Source organism: Pseudomonas sp. Root401 (genome assembly GCF_001425105.1).
GTDB lineage: Bacteria > Pseudomonadota > Gammaproteobacteria > Pseudomonadales > Pseudomonadaceae > Aquipseudomonas > Aquipseudomonas brassicacearum.
The window spans coordinates 43,894-62,877 of the sequence record NZ_LMDO01000003.1 but is presented as its reverse complement, the minus strand read 5'-3'; the positions used below and the strand labels follow the sequence as shown (position 1 = coordinate 62,877).

The window sequence follows — 18,984 nt, the reverse complement described above, 5'->3', positions numbered from 1 at the left end:
GCCAACGGTGCCGGGGCACTTTCGATCTAGGCTGGTGGCCTTACGTTGACCCGAAATGTGGAGACGACAAATGAACACCCGTGGATTGCTCGATCAGCTTCTCAAGTCCGGCCAGGAAATGTTGCAGAACAAGGCTGGCGGGTCCCAAGGCAAGTCGTCCGGCGGTCTGGGCGGTTTGCTCGGCGGTTCCGGCAACCTGGGCGGGATGCTTTCCGGTGCGGGCGGCGGGGCACTGGCCGCCGGGGCCATGGGCCTGTTGCTGGGCAACAAGAAAGCCCGCAGCTTCGGCGGCAAGGCCCTGGCCTATGGTGGCCTCGCGGCCTTGGGCGTGATCGCCTACAAGGCCTACGGCAACTGGCAGGCCCAGCAAGGCACCGCGCCGAAAACCGAACCGCAGACCCTCGACCGCGTACCCCCGGCGCAGGTCGAGCAGCACAGCCAGGCGATCCTCAAGGCGCTGGTGGCGGCGGCCAAGGCCGACGGCCATGTGGACGAGCGCGAGCGGCAGTTGATCGAAGGCGAGTTCACCAAGCTCGACAACGACCAGGAACTGCAACACTGGCTGCACGCCGAACTCAACAAGCCCCTGGACCCCACCGACGTCGCCCGCGCCGCCAGCACCCCGGAAATGGCGGCGGAAATGTACATCGCCAGCGTGATGCTGGTGGACGAGGAAAACTTCATGGAGAAGTCCTACCTCGATGAACTGGCGCGCCAACTCAAGCTGGAGCCGGGGCTGAAGGTGGAGTTGGAGAAACAGGTGCGCCAGGCGACTGTATAGAACAGTCCCAACCTAACTCCCACAGTGGTTTTGTGGTGTTTGGCGGTCTTGTGTCCAACCCATTTCCCTGTGGGAGCGAGCCTGCTCGCGATGGGGCCCGGTCAGTCACAGTGTTTTTGACTGATGCACCGCTATCGCGAGCAGGCTCGCTCCCACAGGTCAAATCCCCTCAAACCGCCATACAGGCCCGGTGCCGCCCTCGGCTATACTCCCCAGCATTTCAAATGCCCGAGGTTTTACCGTGAAGAATTGGACATTGCGCCAACGCATCCTGGCGAGTTTTGCAGTGATCATCGCCATCATGCTGTTGATGGTGGTTGTCTCGTATTCACGGTTGTTGAAGATCCAGGACAGCGGAGAAAAGGTTCGGACCGATGCGGTGCCGGGGGTGTATTTCAGTTCCATGATTCGCGGTGGCTGGGTCGACAGCTATGTCTTGACCCAGCAAATCGTCGGCCTTTCGGGCAACCGGGAAATCACCGCTGAGGACAAGGCCCGCTACCAGGGCTTCGAGCAGCACCTGCGCGAAGAAATACAGAACTATCAAAAACTGATCCAGAACCCCGCCGACCAAGCCTCTTTCGACGAGTTCGAGGCCAATCACCAGGCGTTCAACCAGGCCATGGCAAAGGTCCTGGACTTGTACCAGCGCAAGGACTACGAAGGTGCGCGGCAGGCCTTGGACAAAGAGCTGACGCCAGAATGGATCGGCGGCCGCGGGCATTTGAATCACATCATCGAGCGCAATCGTGAGCTGGCGGAAAACGCCACCCAGACCATCGGCGATGCGGTAACGGCGGCCAAGGTCGCCATGGGCCTGTCGTTCCTGGTTGCGCTGATCGTCGCCGTACTCTGTGGCCTGCTCTTGATGCGGGCGATCATGGGGCCGATGAACCGCATCGTCGAGATCCTCGAAATCATGCGCAGCGGCGATCTGAGCGGGCGCCTGAACCTGGCGCGCAAGGACGAGTTCGGCGCCGTGGAAACCGGCTTCAACGACATGATGGCCGAGCTGACCTCACTGGTGTCCCAGGCCCAGCGCTCTTCCGTGCAGGTCACCACTTCGGTGACCGAGATCGCCGCCACCTCGCGCCAGCAACAGGCCACGGCCACCGAAACCGCCGCCACCACCACCGAGATCGGCGCGACGTCCCGGGAAATCGCCGCCACCTCCCGGGACCTGGTGCGTACCATGACCGAAGTGTCCACCGCCGCCGACCAGGCTTCGGTGGCCGCCGGCTCCGGCCAGCAGGGCCTGGCGCGCATGGAGGAAACCATGCATTCGGTGATGGGCGCCGCCGACCTGGTGAACGCCAAGCTGGCGATCCTCAACGAGAAGGCCGGCAACATCAACCAGGTGGTGGTGACCATCGTCAAAGTGGCCGACCAGACCAACCTGTTGTCCCTCAACGCGGCCATCGAGGCCGAAAAGGCCGGCGAGTACGGTCGCGGTTTCGCCGTGGTCGCCACTGAAGTAAGACGCCTGGCCGACCAGACCGCCGTGGCGACCTATGACATCGAGCAGATGGTGCGCGAGATCCAGTCCGCGGTGTCGGCCGGGGTGATGGGCATGGACAAGTTCTCCGAAGAAGTGCGTCGGGGCATGGCCGAAGTGCAGCAGGTGGGTGAGCAACTGTCACAGATCATCCATCAGGTCCAGGCCCTGGCGCCGCGCGTATTGATGGTCAACGAAGGCATGCAGGCCCAGGCCACCGGTGCCGAGCAGATCAACCACGCCTTGGTGCAGTTGGGCGATGCCAGCAGCCAGACCGTGGAGTCCCTGCGCCAGGCCAGTTCCGCCATCGACGAGCTGAGCCAGGTCGCCGTCGGGCTGCGCAGCGGCGTCTCGCGTTTCAAAGTCTGATGAGCGAACTCGAAACCCGGCGTCGCGCCGCACCGACGGTCCGCCAGTCGTTGTTCCTGGTGTTCTGCATCGGCAACGAACGTTACGCCCTGCAGGCCATCGATGTGGTGGAAGTGCTGCCGCGCCTGCCTCTCAAGCCGATTGCCCGGGCGCCGTCCTGGGTGGCGGGGGTGTTTGCCTGGCGCGGCACGGTGGTGCCGGTGATCGACCTGTGCGCCCTGACCTTTGGCCAGAGCGCACAGGCCCGGACCAGTACGCGACTGGTGCTGGTGCGCTATCAGGATGACACGCAACAAGAAGCGGGACAGGTGTTGGGCCTGATCCTGGAACAGGCGACCGACACCGTGCGCTGTGACCCGGCCGATTTCAAACCCTATGGCCTGGACAACCGGCAGGCGCCGTACCTCGGCCCTGTCCGCGAAGATGCACACGGATTGCTGCAATGGGTGCGGGTCAATGACCTGCTCGATGAATCCGTTCGGGCGCTGCTGTTTCCTGCGCCGCCGCTGAACCTCGACGACCTCGAGGCAACGCCATGAACAACGACCAGCGGTTTTTCGATTTCCTCAAGGAGCGCATCGGCCTGGATGTGACCTCCGTCGGCACCGCGATCATTGAGCGGGCCGTGCGCCAGCGCATCATTGCCGTGCCCGGGCGAACCGCCGATGAGTACTGGCAAGGCCTGCAGCATTCGGCCCAGGAGCAGCAGGCGCTGATCGAAGCGGTGATCGTCCCGGAGACCTGGTTCTTCCGCTACCCCGAATCCTTCGCGACCCTCGCCAGGCTGGCCGTCAAGCGCCTGGCCGAGATCAAGCACCTGCGCGCGCTGCGCATCCTCAGCTTGCCGTGTTCTACCGGCGAAGAACCTTATTCGATTGCCATGGCCTTGCTCGACGCCGGCCTGGGACCGCATCAGTTCAAGGTGGACGGCCTGGACGTCAGCCCGCTGTCGGTGGCGCGGGCCAAGGACGCGCGTTACGGCAGGAATTCCTTCCGTGGCGCGGAGCTGGGTTTTCGCGAGCGGTACTTCGACGCCGAAGACGAGGGCTACCGCCTAAGCGAGCGGGTGCGCGAACAGGTGCGTTTGCAAGTGGGCAACCTGCTGGATCCGGCCTTGTTGGTGAACGAGGCGCCTTACGACTTTGTGTTCTGCCGCAACCTGCTGATCTATTTCGACCAGCCGACCCAGCAGCAGGTATTCGAGGTACTCAAGCGCCTGACCCATCAGGACGGCGTGCTGTTTATCGGCCCCGCCGAGGGCAGCTTGCTGGGCCGACTGGGCATGCGCTCGATCGGGGTCGCCCAGTCGTTCGCCTTCAGCCGCCAGGGGGCACCCGAGCCGCAACCGTTGCCGGCCTTGATGCCGACCCCGCTGCCGGTTCGTCAGCCTCCGCCGCGCGTTGTCCCGCCGGTTGTTCGGCCGCGGCCGTTTGCGGCGAGCGTGACGCCGATTGCCGAGCCCAAAAGCAGCGATGCCGCGACCTTACTGGCCAATATCGCCGCCCTGGCTAATGGCGGCAAAAGCGCCGAGGCCCGTGCGGCGTGCGAAGAGTACGTGCGCAGCCACGCGCCAAACGCCCAGGTGTTCTATTGGTTGGGCCTGCTCAGCGACATGGCTGGCAGCGCCCTTGAAGCCCAGGGTTTTTATCGCAAGGCGCTTTATCTTGAACCGCAACACGCCGAGGCCCTGGTGCATCTGGCGGCGCTGCTGGCTTCCCAGGGAGACGCGGCCGGAGCCCGTCGATTGCAGGAACGCGCCGCCCGTAGCGGGCGCGCGGCAGACAGTGAGCACAAACGATGAGCGGTTCGGCTTCTTACACCGTCACCCATGACGATGCCCAGGCTATCGACGACTGCTGGAATCGCATCGGCGTGCATGGCGACAAATCCTGTCCGCTGTTGGTCGAGCATATCCACTGCCGCAATTGCTCGGTGTATTCGGCGGCCGCCACCCGGCTGCTTGACCGTTATGCCTTGCCGCAGGATCAGCGGGATCTGTCCCTTGCCCCCGCGGACACCGATGTGGTCACACGCTCGCTGCTGATGTTCCGCCTCGGCGAGGAATGGCTGGGCCTGACCACTCGCAGCCTGGTGGAAGTGGCGCCGTTGCAGCCGATCCATTCCTTGCCCCACCAGCGCTCGCGGGCCTTGTTGGGCGTGGCGAATGTACGCGGGGCGCTGGTGGCCTGCCTGTCGCTGGTGGAGCTGTTGGACCTGGAGCCCGGCGCGGCGGTGGTTTCCGGCGCACGGGTCATGCCGCGCATGTTGATTGTCGCGGCCAAGGGCGGGCCGGTGGTGGTGCCGGTGGATGAGGTGGACGGCATCCACGCCATCGATGAGCGCATCCTGGCGAGCGCTTCGCAATCGACGGGCAAGTACACCCGTGGCGTGCTGCCCTTCAAGGGCCGCAGCCTGCGCTGGCTGGATGAAGAACAATTGCTGTCCGCCGTGGCTCGGAGCCTGTCATGACCCCTGATCAGATGCGCGACGCCTCGTTGCTGGAGCTGTTCAGCCTGGAAGCCGAAGCCCAGGTCCAGGTGCTGAGCGCTGGTCTGCTGGCCCTGGAGCGCGATCCGACCCAGGCCGACTATCTGGAGTCGTGCATGCGCGCGGCGCATTCCCTCAAGGGCGCGGCGCGCATTGTCGGGGTGGACGCCGGGGTCAGCGTGGCCCATGTGATGGAAGATTGCCTGGTCAGCGCCCAGGAGCGGCGCCTGGTGCTGGGGGCTGAACATATCGATGCCTTGCTGCAAGGTACTGACCTGCTGACGCGCATCGCCACCCCGGGCAACAGCGTCGGCGCCCCGGACATCGACGCCTATGTGGCGTTGATGGGGCGGCTGCTTGATCCCAACGCGCCGCAGGCCCCGGCAGTGGCGTCACCGAGCGTCGAGACGCCGGTCGAGCCGCTACCCATTGAGCTGCCGGAAGTGGAACCGCCCCCGGCAACGGAGCCGGCCCCCAAGCGCAAACGGGTCACCGAAGGCGGCGAGCGGGTCTTGCGGGTCACGGCCGAACGCCTCAACAGTTTGCTCGATCTGTCGAGCAAGTCCCTGGTGGAGACCCAGCGCCTCAAGCCCTGGCTGGCAACGATGCAACGCCTCAAGCGCCAGCAAAGCACTGGCCTGCGCGCCCTTGAAGAGCTGAACGTGCACCTCAAGGACCACGCCCTGAGCCTGCAAGCCCAGGAAGCCCTTGGCGATGCCCGCCGTTTGCTCGCCGAAACCCAGCAATTGCTGGCGCAGAAAACCGCCGAGCTGGATGAGTTCGCCTGGCAGGCCAGTCAACGGGCGCAGGTGCTGTACGACACGGCGCTGGCCTGTCGCATGCGACCGTTCGCCGATGTGCTGTCGGGCCAGGCAAGAATGGTCCGTGACCTGGGCCGCAGCCTGGGCAAACAGGTGCGCCTGGAGATTGAAGGCGAGAAAACCCAGGTCGACCGCGATGTGCTGGAAAAGCTCGAAGCGCCGCTGACCCATTTGCTGCGCAATGCCGTGGACCATGGCATCGAATCCCCGGAGCAACGAATACTGGCCGGCAAGCCCGCCGAAGGCCTGATCCGCCTGCGGGCTTCCCATCAGGCTGGCCTGTTGGTGTTGGAGCTGGCGGACGACGGCGCCGGGGTGGACCTGGAGCGGGTGCGCCGTAGCATCGTCGAGCGCGGCCTTTCTCCTGAGCAAACCGCCGCCAGCCTCAGCGAGGAGGAACTGCTGACCTTCCTGTTCCTGCCCGGTTTCAGTCTGCGCGACAAGGTCACCGAAGTGTCCGGGCGCGGCGTCGGCCTGGACGCGGTCCAGCACATGGTCCGGCAACTGCGCGGTGCGGTGGTGCTGGAGCAGACGGCGGGCGAGGGCAGTCGTTTTCATCTCGAGGTGCCGCTGACGCTGTCGGTGGTGCGCAGCCTGGTGGTGGAAGTCGGCGATGAAGCGTACGCCTTTCCCCTGGCCCACATCGAACGCATGTGCGACCTGGCGCCGGAGGACATCGTCCAGGTCGAAGGCCGCCAGCATTTCTGGCACGAAGGCCGGCATATCGGGCTGGTGGCCGCCAGCCAATTGCTCAATCGCCCGGCGACGCAAGGCAGCGGCCAGACCCTCAAGGTCGTGGTGATCCGCGAGCGCGAGACGATCTACGGCGTGGCGGTGGAGCGCTTCATTGGCGAGCGGACCCTGGTGGTCCTGCCCCTGGACGAACGCCTGGGCAAGGTCCAGGACATTTCCGCCGGGGCCTTGCTCGACGACGGCTCAGTGGTGTTGATTGTCGATGTCGAAGACCTGCTGCGTTCGGTGGACAAGTTGCTCGATACCGGACGCCTGGAGCGCATCGCCCGGCAGAACCAGGCCCAGGCCCCGCGCAAGCGGATCCTGGTGGTGGACGATTCCCTCACCGTGCGCGAGCTGCAACGCAAGTTGTTGCTCAATCGCGGCTACGACGTGGCAGTGGCGGTGGATGGAATGGACGGCTGGAACGCCTTGCGTTCGGAGGATTTCGACCTGCTGATCACCGACATCGACATGCCGCGCATGGACGGCATTGAGCTGGTGTCGCTGTTGCGGCGTGACAACCGCTTGCAATCGCTGCCGGTGATGGTGGTGTCCTACAAGGACCGCGAAGAGGATCGCCGCCGTGGCCTGGACGCTGGTGCCGACTATTATCTGGCCAAGGCGAGTTTCCACGACGACGCCTTGCTCGACGCCGTGGTTGAATTGATCGGAGGGGCACGCGCTTGAAGATCGCCATCGTCAATGACATGCCCCTGGCGGTCGAGGCCCTGCGCCGTGCCCTGGCGTTCGAGCCGGCGCATCAACTGGTCTGGGTGGCCGCCAACGGCGCCGAGGCGGTGCAGCGTTGTGCCGAATACACCCCGGACCTGATCCTCATGGACTTGTTCATGCCCGTCATGGATGGCGTGGAGGCCACCCGGCGGATCATGGCCGACAGCCCCTGCGCTATCGTGATTGTCACGGGTGACAGCCAGCAGAACGTCCACCGGGTGTTCGAGGCCATGGGCCATGGCGCACTGGATGTGGTCGATACCCCGGCCCTGGGCGTCGGTAATCCGGCAGACGCGGCGGCGCCGCTGTTGCGCAAGATCACCAACATCGGCTGGCTGATCGGTGAGCGCAACAAGCGTGAGCGACCCGCGCCGGCGGCGCAGCGTGCGGCAGTGTCGCGCAAGAGCCTGGTGGCTATCGGGTCGTCGGCGGGCGGGCCGGCGGCGCTGGAGGTGCTGCTCAAGGCGCTGCCGCGTAACTTTGCCCCGGCCATCGTGCTGGTCCAGCATGTGGACGAGGTGTTCGCCGCCGGCATGGCCGAGTGGCTGGGCAGTGTCTCGGGCCACACGGTGCGCCTGGCCCGGCAGGGCGAGACGCCACAGAGCGGCACGGTGTTGCTGGCCGGGACCAATCATCATCTGCGTTTGTTGAAGGACGGCACCCTGGCCTACACCGCTGAGCCGGTGAACGAGATCTACCGGCCCTCCATCGATGTGTTTTTTGAAAGTGTCGCCCAGTACTGGAGCGGTGACGCGGTGGGCGTATTGCTCACCGGCATGGGCCGCGACGGTGCGCAAGGGCTTAAACTCATGCGCCAGCAGGGCTATGTAACCATCGCCCAGGACCAGCGCAGCAGTGCGGTGTACGGGATGCCCAAAGCGGCGGCCGCCATCGACGCCGCCGCCCATATTCTCGCCTTGGACGCTATCGCGCCTCGGCTGTTGGAGATTTTTACCCCATGAAGAACCCCGCCAGCGTTGCCCCAGGGCGTACTCAGGTAAGCCACCATGAATGATCTGCAGCTCGACGATTTCAAGCGCGATGAGAACGCCGCCATGGTCTTGCTCATCGACGATCAGGCGATGATCGGCGAGGCGGTGCGGCGCGGGCTAGCGAACGAAGACAACATCGACTTCCATTTCTGCTCCGATCCTCACCAGGCCATCGCCCATGCGGTTCGCATCAAGCCGACGGTGATTCTCCAGGACCTGGTGATGCCCGGCCTGGACGGCCTGAGCCTGGTGCGCGAGTACCGTAACCATCCGGCCACCCGCGATATCCCGATCATTGTCCTGTCCACCAAGGAGGACCCGCTGGTCAAGAGCGCGGCGTTCGCCGCCGGGGCCAACGACTACCTGGTCAAGTTGCCGGACAACATCGAACTGGTGGCGCGCATCCGCTATCACTCGCGTTCCTACATGATGCTGTTGCAACGCGACGCGGCCTATCGGGCACTGCGGGTCAGCCAGCAGCAACTGCTCGACACCAACCTGGTGCTGCAACGCTTGATGAACTCCGACGGCCTGACCGGGTTGTCCAATCGCCGGCACTTCGACGAATACCTGGAGCTGGAATGGCGCAGGGCGATGCGCGACCAGAGCCAGCTGTCGCTGCTGATGATCGATGTGGACTACTTCAAGGCCTACAACGACAACTTCGGCCACTTGGAAGGCGACGAAGCGCTGCGCAAGGTCGCCATGGCGATCCGTGACGCGTGCAGCCGTCCGTCCGACTTGCCGGCTCGCTACGGCGGCGAGGAATTCGCCCTGGTCCTGCCCGGCACCTCGCCGGGCGGCGCGCGGCTGATGGCCGAGAAACTGCGCCAGGGCGTCGCCGCCCTGAAAATCCCCCACACCACGCCCGACGGCGGCGAAAACCTGACTGTCAGCATCGGCGTCTCGACCTTCACCCCCCAGCAGGGTAGCGATTGTCGGCAACTGATCTCGGCGGCGGACAAGGGGCTGTACCTGGCCAAGCACAATGGGCGTAATCGGGTGGGCGTCGAATAAACCAACCTGAACCAGCGGCAAGGTTGCTTTTGTGGCGAGGGATTTTGCTCCCGCTGGGCTTGTAGGAGCGGTATAGGAGCGGTGTAGGAGCTGTCGAGTGCAACGAGGCTGCGATCTTTCCCCAGACAATTGAGTCCCAAGCGAAAGCTCAAGATCAAAAGATCGCAGGCTTCGCCAGCTCCTACCAGGGCCAACGCGAGCTGGCATACAAGGAATTGGTGTTCCTAAAGCCGCCAGGCGGGCTGCCGCTGGCGCTTGATTACGTTATACTCGCCGGCTTTCAAAAGTTCGCCAACGAGTGCTGCCCGCCATGGAAATCAACCCGATCCTGAACACCATCAAGGACCTCTCCGAGCGCTCCGAAACTATTCGGGGGTATCTTTGACTACGATCAAAAGCATGAGCGTCTGACCGAAGTCAATCGCGAGCTTGAAGATCCGAATGTCTGGAACAACCCTTCGTACGCCCAGGAGCTGGGCCGCGAGCGTTCTGCGCTGGCGCAGATCGTCGAGACCCTGGACGAGTTGTCCAGCGGCCTGGCCGATTGCCGCGACCTGCTGGACATGGCTGTCGAAGAGAATGATGAAGGCGCGGTCGGCGATGTCGTCGCCGAGCTGACACGCCTGGACGAGAACCTCGCCAAGCTGGAATTCCGTCGCATGTTCAGCGGCGAGATGGACATGAACAACGCCTACCTGGACATCCAGGCCGGTTCCGGCGGCACCGAGGCCCAGGACTGGGCCAACATCCTGCTGCGCATGTACCTGCGCTGGGCTGACAAACGCGGTTTCGACGCCACCATCATGGAACTGTCGGCCGGTGAAGTCGCCGGGATCAAGGGCGCCACCGTGCACATCAAGGGTGAATACGCCTTTGGCTGGCTGCGGACCGAGATCGGCGTGCACCGCCTGGTGCGCAAGAGCCCGTTCGACTCCGGCAATCGCCGCCACACCTCGTTCTCGGCTGTGTTCGTCTCGCCGGAAATCGATGACAACATCGAGATCGAGATCAACCCGGCGGACTTGCGCATCGACACCTACCGTTCCTCCGGGGCCGGTGGTCAGCACGTTAACACCACCGACTCGGCCGTACGGATTACCCACGTACCGACCAACACCGTGGTCAGTTGCCAGAACGAGCGTTCCCAGCACGCCAACAAAGACACCGCGATGAAGATGCTCCGGGCTCGCCTGTACGAGCAGGAAGTGCAGAAGCGCAACGCGGCGTCCCAGGCGCTGGAAGACACCAAGTCGGACATCGGCTGGGGTCACCAGATCCGTTCGTACGTGCTCGATGCCTCGCGGATCAAGGATCTGCGGACCAGCATCGAACGCAGCGATTGCGACAAGGTGCTCGATGGCGATATCGATGAATACCTGATCGCCAGCCTCAAACAAGGGCTGTAACGCGACACCCATGCGGCGGGCAGGCACGCTTCCATCAAGGAGCATGACTCGCCCGCAAACTCCGGCCCGGGGCCGGGGGCAACGAACCTGTGATGGAATCCTTAAAGACATGAGCGACCTAGAACTCGACCCGCAAGCCCTGCAACAGGAAGAAAACTCCCTGATCGCCCTGCGCAAGGAAAAGCTTGCTGCCGAGCGCGCCAAGGGCCAGGCCTTCCCCAACGACTTCCGCCGCGACGCCTACTGCGACGTCTTGCAGAAGCAGTATGCGGACAAGACCAAGGAAGAGCTGGCCGAGGCGGCGATTCCAGTCAAGGTGGCCGGTCGTATCATGCTCGATCGTGGTTCGTTCATGGTGATCCAGGACATGACCGGGCGTATCCAGGTCTACGTCAACCGCAAGACCCTGCCGGAAGAAACCCTGGCCGCCGTCAAGACCTGGGACCTGGGCGACATCATTGCCGCCGAAGGCACCCTGGCCCGTTCCGGCAAGGGCGACCTGTACGTCGAGATGACCAGCGTGCGCCTGCTGACCAAGTCCCTGCGCCCACTGCCGGACAAGCACCACGGCCTGACCGACACCGAGCAGCGCTATCGCCAGCGCTACGTCGACCTGATCGTCAACGAAGACGTGCGCCAGACGTTCCGCGTGCGCTCGCAAGTCATCGCCCACATCCGCAGCTTCCTGATGAAGCGTGACTTCCTGGAAGTCGAGACGCCGATGCTGCAGACCATCCCTGGCGGTGCGGCGGCCAAGCCGTTCGAAACCCACCACAACGCCCTGGACATGGAAATGTTCCTGCGTATCGCGCCGGAGCTGTACCTCAAGCGTCTGGTTGTGGGTGGCTTCGAAAAGGTCTTCGAGATCAACCGCAACTTCCGTAACGAAGGTGTTTCGACCCGGCACAACCCCGAGTTCACCATGCTCGAGTTCTACCAGGCCTACGCCGACTACGAAGACAACATGGACCTGACCGAGGAACTGTTCCGCGAGCTGGCCCAGCTTGTTCTCGGGACGACCGACGTGCCGTACGGCGACAAGGTGTTCCACTTCGGCGAGCCGTTCGTGCGCCTGTCGGTGTTCGACTCGATCCTCAAGTACAACCCTGAACTGACTGCCGATGACCTGAACGACATCGAAAAGGCCCGCGCCATCGCCAAGAAGGCCGGTGCCAAGGTGCTCGGCTTCGAAGGCCTGGGCAAGCTGCAAGTGATGATTTTCGAAGAGCTGGTCGAGCACAAGCTGGAGCAGCCGCACTTCATCACCCAGTACCCGTTCGAAGTGTCGCCGCTGGCCCGTCGTAACGACGAGAACCCAAGCGTGACCGACCGTTTCGAGCTGTTCATCGGTGGCCGTGAAATCGCCAACGCCTATTCCGAGCTCAACGATGCGGAAGACCAGGCCGAGCGTTTCATGGCCCAGGTGGCTGACAAGGACGCCGGCGACGACGAAGCCATGCACTACGATGCCGACTTCGTGCGTGCCCTGGAGTACGGCATGCCGCCGACCGCTGGCGAAGGCATCGGCATCGATCGCCTGGTGATGTTGTTGACCAACTCACCGTCGATCCGGGACGTGATTCTCTTCCCGCACATGCGGCCACAAGCGTAAGTGTTTCAACTAAAAAGCCGCCTGGAAGGGCGGCTTTTTATTGCCTGTCTGGTACAAACGTATCAATTGGTTACTTTTGAAAAAAAGAGGGAAGACCTGTCGTGAATCGTGCAATGGCTTCAGAGGGTGCAGCGGGCGTCGCCACGGCTGTCGCTGAAAGTGTTCAGTACCAGGGCCGCAAGGCCAGCCGACAGGGCAGTGAGCAGCGTCGCCAGGAGATTCTCGACGCGGCCATGCGCATTGTGGTGCGCGATGGCGTGCGAGCCGTGCGTCACCGCGCCGTGGCCGCCGAAGCCGGCGTGCCGCTGTCGGCCACCACGTATTATTTCAAGGACATCGATGACTTGCTCACCGATACCTTCGCCCAGTATGTGGAACGCAGCGCGGCGTTCATGGGCAAGCTGTGGGCCAACAACGAAGGCCTGCTGCGGGAAATGGTCGCCTATGGTGACGGCAGCGCCCAATCGCGCTCGCAACTGGCGGACGACATTGCCCGGATGACCGCCGACTACGTGCAACATCAATTGGACAGTCGCCGTGAGTACCTGATGGCCGAACAGGCCTTTCGCCAGGAGGCGCTGCTCAACCCGCGCCTGGCGGTGTTGGTGCGTTCCCACCAGCAGATTTTGCTGCACGGCACCTGTCAGTTTTTCCAGGTATTGGGCTCCCGTGAGCCGCAACAGGATGCCAAAGTGTTGACGGCGATTATCGGACGGATGGAATATCAGGGCTTGCTCAATGGCGCCGAGCCGGTAGCCGATGAAGATATGCTCGGCATCCTGACCCGCTACATGCACCTGGTACTGGCGTCGGTGTAACCCCTTATGGGAGTGGGCTATGTGGGAGCAAAGCTTGCTCGCGATGAACGATAACGCGGTCTCTCGATAGACCGAGGTGTCTTCATCGCGAGCAAGCTTTGCTCCCACACACACCTGCTCCCATATGTAAGGACGAGGCGCTGTGCCATAGGGAGTTCAAATGAAAGCCTGGCGTGCCGTTGTACTGGCCGTGTCGTTGCTGCTGCTCAGTGGTTGTCTGGTGTCGTTCAAGGCGCCGTTGCCTGACAGCGAAGCGGCGCCCGCGGGCCTGCTCGGTCACTGGACCAGCACCAATGCCTGGGGCGAACCGTTGAACCTGGAGCTGACGCAGGTCGGCAAGCACCGCTACCAGGCCATCAGCTACTTCAGGGCCAGGCCCCATGAGCGCGAAGCCATCCCGCTGACTGTTTCCCGTCATGGCAGCCGCTGGTACGTGTCGGCCAAGGTGCCGGCCCGGTTTGGCGGCCACTATTTGATCGCCGGTTTCGAGTTGACCGACAAGCAAGAGCTGGTGGTCTACAACCTGGACCTGGATCAGATCAACCAGGCCATCGCCCAGAAACGCCTCAGCGGCCAACCGAACCAGAGCGAGGAAGGTGACGGCGTGCTGGTGGACAGCGACATGAACAAGGTTTTCAGTTACCTCGACGACCCGGCCAATTCCGATGTGTTCTCGGAGGCCGTGCGCTACCAGCGGCTGGTCAAATCCCAATAACAGCAACAAGCGGACGTTTTTTCACAGGAGTTCCGGGTGGACGATTACCAGCAGACGATACGCACCTTGTCCGATCGCATTGTGCTGGCGCAAACGCCGATTCGCATCCTCGACGCGGTGAAGTGGGACGAGAACATCCGCAAGGGCTTTCTCAAGGCCAAGGGCAAGGAAATGCCCGCGGTGGATCGCGACTATTACCTCAACCGGCCACTGTCTTTCGATTCGAGCAAGGTGAAGCTGGAGTTCCAGAACATCGAGCGTGACATCACCCGCCAGCTTGGGCAGTTCAACCCGGTTGGCCAGATCATGCGCCGCATGTGCAAGGAATACCGCATGGTGGTGCGCATGCTCGAGGCGCGTGGCACCGAGGATTTCGGGCTGATCTCCCAGGAGCTCTATGGCGCCGCCTCCGATGCCTTCCACGCCGGCGACCCGACCCTGGCCGACCTGGGCCTGATGCTCTCCGATTACCTGAACAACATCGATGGCCGGGGCGACCTCAAGGACGAGCCGAAAGTCCTCAGCGCCAAGGAAGCCGTCAGCCTGCTGCAACACCGCCTCAACCGGGTGTTCGGCGAAGCCGAGGAAACCATCCGGGTGTTCGAGTCCGATGGCATCGTGGCTGACGCGGCAGCGGGTGCGGACTACATCAAGATCCGCACCGATGCGATGTTCAACGAGCGCGACGTGCGGGCGCTGGAAGTCCACGAAGGATTGGTGCACGTTGGCACCACCCTCAACGGCCTCAACCAGCCGATCTGCACCTTCCTGTCCAAGGGCCCACCCTCGTCCACGGTGACTCAGGAAGGCCTGGCGATCCTGATGGAAATCATCACCTTCGCCTCCTACCCGAGCCGCCTGCGCAAACTGACCAACCGTACCCGGGCCATTCACATGGTGGAGGAGGGCGCCGATTTCCTGCAGGTCTTCGAGTTCTTCCGCGAGCAGGGTTTTGAAATGGCCGAAAGCTACGGCAACGCCAGTCGGGTTTTCCGAGGGTCGGTGCCGACGGGTCTGCCATTCACCAAAGACTTGTCCTACCTCAAGGGCTTCATCATGGTTTACAACTACATTCAGTTGGCCGTGCGCAAAGGCAAGCTGGAACAGGTGCCGCTGCTGTTCTGCGGCAAGACCACCCTCGAGGACATGCGCACGTTGCGGCAACTGGTGGACGAAGGCCTGGTCGTACCGCCCAAGTACCTGCCCGAGCAGTTCCGCGACATGAACGCCCTGTCGGCCTGGATGTGTTTCTCCAACTTCCTGAACCACCTGAGCCTGGACCGGATCGAAGCGGATTATTCCAATATCCTCTGAACACCCACACTGTCCGAAAATGTGGGAGCGAGCCTGCTCGCGAAAGCGATTGAACATTCAACATCAATGTTGACTGCAATGCCGCTTTCGCGAGCAGGCTCGCTCCCACAGGGACGGTGTTCCAACCCTGATTTTTGCGAGGTTTCACCGGATGCGAACCCTCGGCATCATTTGCCTTTTGCTGGCCCTGAGCGGTTGCAGCTCACTGCTGTTCTACCCCGAACGCGGCCTGCCGTTCACCCCGGAGCGGGCCAGGCTCGAGTACCGCGACATCACCCTGACCACCGCCGACGGTCTCAAGCTCAGGGGCTGGTGGCTGCCCGTCAAACCAGGCGTGGAGGTCAAGGGCACGGTCCTGCATTTGCACGGCAACGGCGGCAACCTGGCCTGGCACCTGGGCGGGAGCTGGTGGCTGCCGGAGCAGGGCTACCAGGTGTTGATGGTCGACTACCGGGGTTATGGCCTGTCCGAAGGCGAGCCGAGCCTGCCGGCGATTTACCAGGACATCGACGCGGCGTTCCAATGGCTCGACCAGGCGCCCGAGGTGCAGGGCAAGCCGCTGGTGCTGCTCGGCCAGAGCCTGGGCGGTGCGCTGGCGGTGCATTACCTGGTCGAACACCCGCAGCGTCAACGCCAGCTCAAGGCCCTGGTGCTCGATGGCGTGCCTGCCAGCTATCGTGACGTCGGCCGGTTTGCCCTGAGCACCTCGTGGTTGACCTGGCCGCTCCAGGTGCCATTGTCCTGGCTGGTGCCGGACGGTGACAGCGCGATCAGTTCCGTGGCGCAATTGAATGGCGTGCCGAAATTGATCTACCACAGCCTGGACGACCCCATCGTGCCCCTTTCCAACGGCATCCGCCTGTATCAAGCTGCGCCGCCGCCGCGGGTCCTGCAGTTGACACGCGGCGGCCATGTGCAGACATTCGCCGACCCAACCTGGCGCACCGTGATGCTGCGCTACCTCGACGACCCCCAGCACTTCGACGGCCTGCGCCGCCTGGGCGAGGTCCCGAATTACCCGAAATCACCCGTTGAATCACCAGAGAGTCCGCAATGAGCGAAGAACGTAACGCCATCCCCCTGATCATCACCGGTATCTGCAGCATTCTCGGCACCGTTGCGACGCTGTGGTACTACGGCTACCTGCACTTCGCCAAGCCCGAGGACGCGTTGCTGCTCAACCAGTTCACCATGCTCAAGACCGTACCGGGGGAGGACTACAAGGTTTCCCTGGAACCGGCCCCCCAGGTCGCCCAGTGCATCGATGGTGTGCTGGTGTTGTTCGACACCGAGCAGAAAGGCCTGACCGGCGTGCTGATCAACGAGAAGAAACGCGCGGTGCGCTGCATGGGCCAGGAAACGCCGCAAAAATTGCAGCCATAAGCGAGCCCCCTATGGGAGCGAGCTTGCTCGCGATAGCGGTGGTTCAGCAGCATAAATAGTGCCTGACACTCCGCCATCGCGAGCAAGCTCGCTCCCACAGGGATTGTGTACAGCCAAACCTCTTCGGCCATGAAAAAGCCCCGCCTGATGAAAGTCAGGCGGGGCTTTTTTGTTGCTCTCAGCCGATCAGTTGGCGCTCATGGTCGAGCGCGGGGCCACTGGCTGGTTGTCGTTGGAGATGGTCACTTCCACGCGACGGTTCATGGCACGGCCCGAGACGCTGGTGTTGTCGGCCACCGGGAATTCCTTGCCGTAACCCTGGGTCACGATGCGGGCCGGGTCCACGCCCATTTTCACCAGGGCAGTGCGCACGGAGCTGGCGCGGCGCTCGGACAGCGACTGGTTATAGGAATCCGAACCGGTGCTGTCGGTGTAGCCTTCGATGATCACCTTGCGGTCCGGGTTTTCCTGGAGGAACTGCGCCAGTTTGCTCACATTCGTCATGCCGCTGGCGCGCAGGTCGGACTTGTTGGTGGCGAACAGCACGTCGCCGAAGGTCACCAGCGTACCGCGTTCGGTCTGCTTGGCGTTGAGGCTGTCCTGCAGTTGCTTGATCTGCGCGTTACGCGCATCGAGCAAGGCACGGGCACGTTCGTCACCGGCGTTTTTCAGCTCGGCTTCGGCGTTGCGCAAGGCGATGGTCTGCTTGGCCACTTCGACGCGCTGGTTGGTCAGGTAGGCCAACTGGTCGACCTTGGCTTCGTCTTCCTTGTCCATATAGGCCTTGTCAGCCTTGGCCAGGAAGTCGGCGGCGTCCTTGGTTTCCAATGCTGCCACTTTGGTCGCCGCCGGGTCAGCCTGCAGGCCGTTGTAGTTGGTCCGTGCCTGTTCCAGGTTCGCGTTCGGGTCGTGGGAGCAAGCGGCCAGGGCTACGCAGGCAGCGAGCAGTGCGGGCATCATCAAGTGTTTGTGCATCATAGTCTGTCGTCCTTTTATCAATGAGAAGTACGTCGTGGCGTGAACGGCTTACTGAACCTTGTTCATGCCTTCCTGACGCAGTTCCTGAACCCCTTTCTGAGAATCCTTGAGTGCTTGTTCGGCCTTGGCGGCCTGAGCCTTGCGCTCGGCGACGCGGGCGTCCCACTCGGCCTGTTCGGCCAGACGCTTGGCTTCGTCGTATTTCTTGTCATGCATGGCGATTTCCGCCTGCTTGAGCTTGTCCTGGGCCGATTTCATTTCCACGGCAGCGAATTCGGTACCGCCAGCGCTGACGGCGCTGTTGACCGCCGATTGGGTCACCGCGTACTGCTCCGAAGGTGGATTACCGGCGCAACCGGCGAGAATGAAGCTGCTACCGATCGCCAGGGCAGCCAACTTCAAGCCGCGCAGGCCAGTGGATGAGGGTTTGGCAGTGCAGGTATTCATAGGCTTCAACTCCATTGGAAAACTCCTGAAAAAACGACAAATCCATGCTGGGACCGAAGCCGTGACGTCTGGTTTGGCGCTGGCGCCAAGGCGCGTTTATTTAAACAACCGTTCCAGTATGGTTACTCGGTGTGACCCGAGGCGTTTTTCAAAAGTTCAGCGAAGATGGCCATTCGCCAAAAGAATTACTGACTGATTGGTCAGTCGCAGAAAAGCTGAACTTTCAAGGCGCGCAGCGGTATTCCCGGTGTAGGGAAACCTGCGTTTTTTTGGCGGGCGCGGATGTAGGAGCTGCCGAAGGCTGCGATCTTTTGATCTTTCGCTTGGGACTCAAGCGTCAGGGGAAAGATCGCAGCCTCGCTTCGCTCGTCAGCTCCTACAGGAGTCAGTGCTTGGATTTGTCGTTCTGCGAGGAAAGTTCGTGCAGATGCCGGCGGGACAAGGCGAGGAATCGCGGGGTCGGGCCGACGTCTTCGTACAGCGGGTCGCCTTCTTCATCGGTGGCGACGACTTGCGAGCCCTTGATGTAGGGGAAGCTTGCTTCCAGCTCTTCCAGTGCCGCCCCGATCAACTCGCCGAGCAGCTCCTCGGGCTGGCGCTTGGGGTACATGTCGCAGATCGCCGCCAGCCGTGCGGCGGCTTCCACGTCCAGATGAATCGTGTAGCCAGTCTGGGTCAGGCGGCCCTTGGCGTTTTCTTCCCAATGCTGGGCAAGCTCACGAATTTTCATGATGACCTCAATAAGCCTGCTCGTGGCAGGCGCGGTGAGTGACAAGCCGTTGTGTGGCTTACTCATGAGACTAGCTTTGTCCTGCAAGGTTTAAAGTCCCTTCGTCGCTTGTCAGAAACGGTGGGCATCGGCACTCTCTAATCCAAGAGCTG

The 18,984-nt window shown here is 62.7% G+C and carries 18 protein-coding genes; 15 read left to right on the top strand and 3 right to left on the bottom strand.

Annotated elements, in window-relative coordinates:
- Nucleotides 1-70 precede the first annotated feature (70 nt).
- The 15 genes from ASC85_RS04165 to ASC85_RS04095 all read left to right on the top strand — a co-directional run bounded on the left by ASC85_RS04165 (nt 71) and on the right by ASC85_RS04095 (nt 16,677).
- On the top strand, nt 71-781 hold the full coding sequence (locus tag ASC85_RS04165; protein ID WP_003198134.1) for a tellurite resistance TerB family protein: 711 nt from the start codon (nt 71-73) through the stop codon (nt 779-781).
- 241 nt (nt 782-1,022) lie between these two features.
- On the top strand, nt 1,023-2,645 hold the full coding sequence (locus ASC85_RS04160; protein WP_057448384.1) for a methyl-accepting chemotaxis protein: 1,623 nt from the start codon (nt 1,023-1,025) through the stop codon (nt 2,643-2,645).
- Nucleotides 2,645-3,184: a chemotaxis protein CheW gene (locus ASC85_RS04155; protein ID WP_057448383.1), complete on the top strand. Its 540-nt coding sequence runs from the start codon at nt 2,645-2,647 to the stop codon at nt 3,182-3,184. Before ASC85_RS04160 ends, ASC85_RS04155 begins: the two co-directional genes overlap by 1 nt.
- Nucleotides 3,181-4,446 (top strand): CheR family methyltransferase, encoded by a 1,266-nt coding sequence (locus tag ASC85_RS04150; protein WP_057448382.1) that lies wholly within the window; start codon nt 3,181-3,183, stop codon nt 4,444-4,446. Before ASC85_RS04155 ends, ASC85_RS04150 begins: the two co-directional genes overlap by 4 nt.
- Nucleotides 4,443-5,114, top strand: a complete 672-nt coding sequence (locus ASC85_RS04145) for a chemotaxis protein CheW (RefSeq protein WP_003198143.1) — start codon at nt 4,443-4,445, stop codon at nt 5,112-5,114. The genes ASC85_RS04150 and ASC85_RS04145 overlap by 4 nt, the downstream gene beginning before the upstream one ends.
- A complete protein-coding gene (locus tag ASC85_RS04140; RefSeq protein ID WP_057448381.1) occupies nt 5,111-7,375 on the top strand; it encodes a hybrid sensor histidine kinase/response regulator in 2,265 nt (754 codons plus the stop codon). Before ASC85_RS04145 ends, ASC85_RS04140 begins: the two co-directional genes overlap by 4 nt.
- Nucleotides 7,372-8,382 carry a chemotaxis response regulator protein-glutamate methylesterase gene (locus ASC85_RS04135; protein WP_057448380.1) on the top strand — a complete coding sequence of 337 codons (1,011 nt, stop codon included), beginning with the start codon at nt 7,372-7,374 and terminating at the stop codon, nt 8,380-8,382. Before ASC85_RS04140 ends, ASC85_RS04135 begins: the two co-directional genes overlap by 4 nt.
- A 45-nt stretch (nt 8,383-8,427) precedes the next feature.
- A complete protein-coding gene (locus ASC85_RS04130) occupies nt 8,428-9,429 on the top strand; it encodes a diguanylate cyclase domain-containing protein (RefSeq protein ID WP_057448379.1) in 1,002 nt (333 codons plus the stop codon).
- Between the two features lie 310 nt (nt 9,430-9,739).
- Nucleotides 9,740-10,835, top strand: a protein-coding gene (gene prfB / locus ASC85_RS32050; RefSeq protein WP_095963568.1) for a peptide chain release factor 2 whose coding sequence is annotated in 2 segments (ribosomal slippage) — nt 9,740-9,811 and nt 9,813-10,835 — 1,095 coding nt in all. Because the reading frame shifts where the segments join, the coding sequence is not laid out codon by codon here.
- A 109-nt stretch (nt 10,836-10,944) separates the two neighbouring features.
- Nucleotides 10,945-12,447, top strand: coding sequence for a lysine--tRNA ligase (lysS, locus tag ASC85_RS04120; RefSeq protein WP_057448378.1), 1,503 nt, complete (start codon nt 10,945-10,947; stop codon nt 12,445-12,447).
- A gap of 101 nt (nt 12,448-12,548) precedes the next feature.
- Entirely contained in the window at nt 12,549-13,265 is a 717-nt protein-coding gene (locus tag ASC85_RS04115; RefSeq protein ID WP_014336755.1) for a TetR/AcrR family transcriptional regulator, read from the top strand.
- Between the two features lie 160 nt (nt 13,266-13,425).
- The gene (locus tag ASC85_RS04110; protein WP_057448377.1) at nt 13,426-13,980 is read left to right on the top strand and encodes a hypothetical protein; all 555 of its coding nucleotides are present in this window, start codon (nt 13,426-13,428) and stop codon (nt 13,978-13,980) included.
- Between the two features lie 36 nt (nt 13,981-14,016).
- Nucleotides 14,017-15,294 (top strand): flavohemoglobin expression-modulating QEGLA motif protein, encoded by a 1,278-nt coding sequence (locus tag ASC85_RS04105; RefSeq protein WP_003185001.1) that lies wholly within the window; start codon nt 14,017-14,019, stop codon nt 15,292-15,294.
- 151 nt (nt 15,295-15,445) lie between these two features.
- Complete coding sequence (locus ASC85_RS04100; protein WP_057448376.1) at nt 15,446-16,351, top strand: alpha/beta hydrolase; 906 nt, start codon at nt 15,446-15,448, stop codon at nt 16,349-16,351.
- The gene (locus ASC85_RS04095) at nt 16,348-16,677 is read left to right on the top strand and encodes a hypothetical protein (protein WP_003198160.1); all 330 of its coding nucleotides are present in this window, start codon (nt 16,348-16,350) and stop codon (nt 16,675-16,677) included. Before ASC85_RS04100 ends, ASC85_RS04095 begins: the two co-directional genes overlap by 4 nt.
- Nucleotides 16,678-16,863: 186 nt before the next feature.
- On the opposite strand, the gene ASC85_RS04090 is transcribed toward ASC85_RS04095, so the two are convergent.
- The 3 genes from ASC85_RS04090 to ASC85_RS04080 all read right to left on the bottom strand — a co-directional run bounded on the left by ASC85_RS04090 (nt 16,864) and on the right by ASC85_RS04080 (nt 18,832).
- The gene (locus ASC85_RS04090) at nt 16,864-17,652 is read right to left on the bottom strand and encodes an OmpA family protein (protein ID WP_057448439.1); all 789 of its coding nucleotides are present in this window, start codon (nt 17,650-17,652) and stop codon (nt 16,864-16,866) included.
- Between the two features lie 51 nt (nt 17,653-17,703).
- Complete coding sequence (locus ASC85_RS04085) at nt 17,704-18,117, bottom strand: DUF4398 domain-containing protein (protein ID WP_003198164.1); 414 nt, start codon at nt 18,115-18,117, stop codon at nt 17,704-17,706.
- 370 nt (nt 18,118-18,487) lie between these two features.
- Nucleotides 18,488-18,832, bottom strand: a complete 345-nt coding sequence (locus ASC85_RS04080) for a hypothetical protein (RefSeq protein WP_003198166.1) — start codon at nt 18,830-18,832, stop codon at nt 18,488-18,490.
- Nucleotides 18,833-18,984: the final 152 nt, after the last annotated feature.